We start from the raw sequence: 3,526 nt of genomic DNA on the forward strand, positions 1-3,526 counted from the left end.
AGCGATAGGTTATAGTAAAATGTTAACTTAAAAAAGGAGGATTGTAATGAAAAAGACGATATCAACATTCTTGAGTTTTTATTGTTATTTGTTTCAGTTCCACAAATGAGTAGAGCACAATCATTTACTATTGGTGGAGGGTACGAAGTTAAATCCGATAAAGAGGAAATAAATTGTTATAGAATTGGAAATAAGATTTATGTAAATGGAATACATGAAGCTACTATAAATTGAAAATACATTTCCTAATAATTTAAATAATAATATAAATGAAAATATGCTTAGGACAGGCTGGATGTATACAGAAACTTGTCCTTTTGGAACAGCATCTGATTATACAAACTATATTGACACAAAAACCAGGAATATTTATCTGGAAAGAGAAATAGCAACATATACTTCAATTGTTTTAGGGGCGATAATTTCAAGTGTTTATTCTAGTATACCTCAAGGGATAGCTATAGGGATAGCTGGAAAAATTTTAAGTAACTTACCTGGTTCAAATTATGGTAATTTAAAAACTTTGTATTTTAAAGAAGATATATATGCTCATAAATCAGTGGGAAGTATTTATAGAAAAAATGTATTAAATTTTTATTTTGATTCTAATTTTACAGAGTATGCTACAAGTCAAGTTATGTATAGTTGGTGGGGTTAGATTTATTAGTTAGTAATAATATCATTAAAAATAGTATTGTTTTAAGTATAATTGGAGAATCCTATGCTAAAAGAAAGAATTAAATCAAAGAAGCTATTTGTTATAGTCAATAGTATTGTTTATATATTGTTACTTTATCCTTTAATAAATGGACTTTATAATATATTTAATCCACTTTTTATTGTGTGCTATACAATCAGCTTTATTTGGAGTTTTAAATTATTGAAAGATGAAAATAAAATATCAATAAATAATGTCTTAGGAATTACCATAGTATATGGGCTTGGATTTTATATGATGTGGCAAGTTTTTTTAAACATAATATATAATGTTGTTATAATTTCAAAACATGTGTTTAATTTTATGGTTTATGAGTAAAATAAGTAGTATAATAGACGGTCTCATTTAGTTATCTTTATAAAGGAGGATTGTAATGAGCTTGAAAAAGGTTTATAAAAAAATTATATTTTTGGATTGCCAGTAGTTTTAGTTACAGCAATTTTTATGAATTACACAAGAGAAGAAGTACATATTCAAAGTTTTGGAAAAGATAATCCTATTTATGTAGCTGAAAGGAATGGAAACTATGTAAGTTCCTTTAGAAATATGTATTTAAATCATTTAAATATAGCTACTACTGGAAATGGAGAAAACTTAACTATAAAATTTACTGATAATAAGAACAATGAAGTTACAGATTCCGTTACTATGAAAGCTGGAGAAAGTAGGGAAATAAAATTATCAAAATTACTGACTTTTGATGATAGTATAAATGTTAAAGTAGTTTTTGATGATTCGTTAAAAGATAATGTAACTATAGTTGCTAAAAAAGCAGGGTTACATTGAGATATAAGATGAGGTGAGATGCCTCATCTTTTTTATGTTGTGAAAATATTTAAACTTAGAAAATAAAAAATCAGCCCGAAGGCTGATAATTATATACTCTATTTAGTTGCGTAGTTATCGAAGTAACCTTGGATTAAGATTACAGGAGTTCCCTTATCTCCAGAACCTGAAGTTAAGTCGCAAAGAGAGCCAAGTAAGTCAGTAAGTCTTCTTGGAGTAGTACCAAGAGTTTCATTTTTACCAACTAAGTTGGCATCTTTATTATTTATTTTTTCTCTCATAGCTTCAGAGGCTTCTTCGCCTGAAAGACCTTTAAGTTCTGTATCAGCGATATACTTAATTTTAAGTTCGTTTGGAGTACCGATGAGACCTTTAGTGTGTCCAGGACTTACAACAGGGTCTGCAAGTTCCCAAATTTTACCTACTGGATCTTTGAATGCTCCATCTCCGTAAACCATCACTTCAATGTTGTTACCTGAGTATTCGTTAAATTTCTTTTGAAGTTCCTCAACGAATGGTTGAGCATCTCTTGGGAAAAGTTTAACAGTTTCTTCATCTGAAAGGTTAGAACCTAATAGACCGTATTCAGAGTTGTATCCACTTCCGTCAATAGATTCGTTCATTATGTCATCAAGACCATAAACTAGGTTTGCACCGGAATCTTTAAGTTCTTGTTTAACAAGTTCACGAGTGTGGATAGAACATACTAAAACATCTTTAGTGTATTTTAATATTGCCTTTGGGTCATTAGAAAAGTGAATTTCTGAATTTGGAGCAATTTCTTTATAAAGAGAAACATAGTCTATTCCAGTGAATTCATGTTTAACTTCTTCTCCAAATAATTTTCTATAATCACTTTCTTCTAATACATCAGAGTAAGGATTGATATGTTTGTCATAAAGGGCTTTTTCGTCCATTAAGTGATTTCCAACTTCATCAGATGGATAAGAAAGCAATATGTGAAGCTTTCTGCCACTCTTTGCAATTCCTCTTAAAAGAGTTGAAAATCTGTTTCTGCTTAGTATTGGAAAAACTAATCCGATTTCGCCATCAAATTTTTCTCTAACATCTTGAGCGATATTGTCTGTGCTCACATAATTACCTTGAGCTCTAGCAAGTAGAGATTCAGTAATTGCAACTACATCTTTATCTACAAGTTTAATGTTTTGAGATTCTACAGCTTTTACAACTGAATCAAATACGATATCTGAAAGGTTATCTCCTTCTTTTACAATCGGTGTTCTAATTCCTCTAACAACAGTACCAAAATATCTTTCCATTTAATTTCCTCCTACAGGTGTAAATCCATCTTCAGATAGAAATAGATGTAACTGTTGGTCATTGTCATCGTGGTCAAGCTCGTCAGATAACATATACGAATAACCTATACCTAGACGAGTTGGGTTAGTTTTGAGAATAGCGAAGAATTTATCATAAAAACCTCCACCATAACCAATTCTATATCCATTAAGATCAAATGCAAGACCTGGAGTTAAAACTAAATCTAAAACTTCAGGATCTACTAAGTTAATGTTTTTCTCAGAAGGCTCGAGTATTCCCATATAATTAGGCTGTAAATCTTCAAAATTTTCTATTTTGGAGACGCCCATGGTGAATGTTTCTCTATCGACTACAGGCACATAAATATTTTTTCCGTCTTTTAGAGCTTGTTTTATAAACTGATGGGTATCAACTTCATTTTGATAGCTAACAAATGTAAAAATGTGTTGGCTATCTTTGTATAATTCTGAGTTGGTTAAATTTGTAAAAATTTGAGCCGATGCAGAATTAATATAATCGGTCGTAAGATTTTTTCTTTTCTTAAGTTTTCTTTTCTCATTTGGATTTTATCCATTCTCATCACCTCAACATTAACATTATACACGAATTTTATGGAATTTCCAGTTTTTTATAAATTTAGAACAATAAAAATTTATAAAAAATAATTTATTCTACTGTTAAAAATGAGTTTAATCCATTAAAATATCGATAAAGGTTGTAATTTGTTACTGTTTTGTAATA

General features: G+C 29.7%; 5 protein-coding genes and 1 pseudogene. 4 read left to right on the forward strand and 2 right to left on the reverse strand.

Features of this window, described 5'->3' with window-relative positions; translation table 11 throughout:
- Positions 1-81: 81 nt before the first annotated feature.
- The 4 genes from HMPREF9129_RS11680 to HMPREF9129_RS05110 all read left to right on the forward strand — a co-directional run bounded on the left by HMPREF9129_RS11680 (position 82) and on the right by HMPREF9129_RS05110 (position 1,504).
- Positions 82-234: a hypothetical protein gene (locus HMPREF9129_RS11680; protein WP_169311334.1), complete on the forward strand. Its 153-nt coding sequence runs from the start codon at positions 82-84 to the stop codon at positions 232-234.
- 43 nt (positions 235-277) lie between these two features.
- Positions 278-658 (forward strand): hypothetical protein, encoded by a 381-nt coding sequence (locus HMPREF9129_RS05100; RefSeq protein WP_004821059.1) that lies wholly within the window; start codon positions 278-280, stop codon positions 656-658.
- A 63-nt stretch (positions 659-721) separates the two neighbouring features.
- A complete protein-coding gene (locus HMPREF9129_RS05105) occupies positions 722-1,036 on the forward strand; it encodes a hypothetical protein (protein ID WP_004821060.1) in 315 nt (104 codons plus the stop codon).
- 96 nt (positions 1,037-1,132) lie between these two features.
- Positions 1,133-1,504, forward strand: coding sequence for a hypothetical protein (locus tag HMPREF9129_RS05110; RefSeq protein ID WP_040552342.1), 372 nt, complete (start codon positions 1,133-1,135; stop codon positions 1,502-1,504).
- Positions 1,505-1,602: 98 nt separating this feature from the next.
- Here the strand turns inward: HMPREF9129_RS05110 and HMPREF9129_RS05115 are convergent, their stop codons facing one another.
- Both HMPREF9129_RS05115 and HMPREF9129_RS10615 read right to left on the reverse strand, forming a co-directional pair.
- Complete coding sequence (locus tag HMPREF9129_RS05115; protein WP_004821065.1) at positions 1,603-2,784, reverse strand: coenzyme F420-0:L-glutamate ligase; 1,182 nt, start codon at positions 2,782-2,784, stop codon at positions 1,603-1,605.
- Positions 2,785-3,321, reverse strand: a pseudogene (locus HMPREF9129_RS10615) (5-formyltetrahydrofolate cyclo-ligase); the annotation flags it as partial.
- Positions 3,322-3,526 lie beyond the last annotated feature (205 nt).

Origin of the sequence: Peptoniphilus indolicus ATCC 29427 (assembly GCF_000227315.1) — a bacterium.
In the GTDB taxonomy this organism is placed as follows: domain Bacteria; phylum Bacillota; class Clostridia; order Tissierellales; family Peptoniphilaceae; genus Peptoniphilus; species Peptoniphilus indolicus.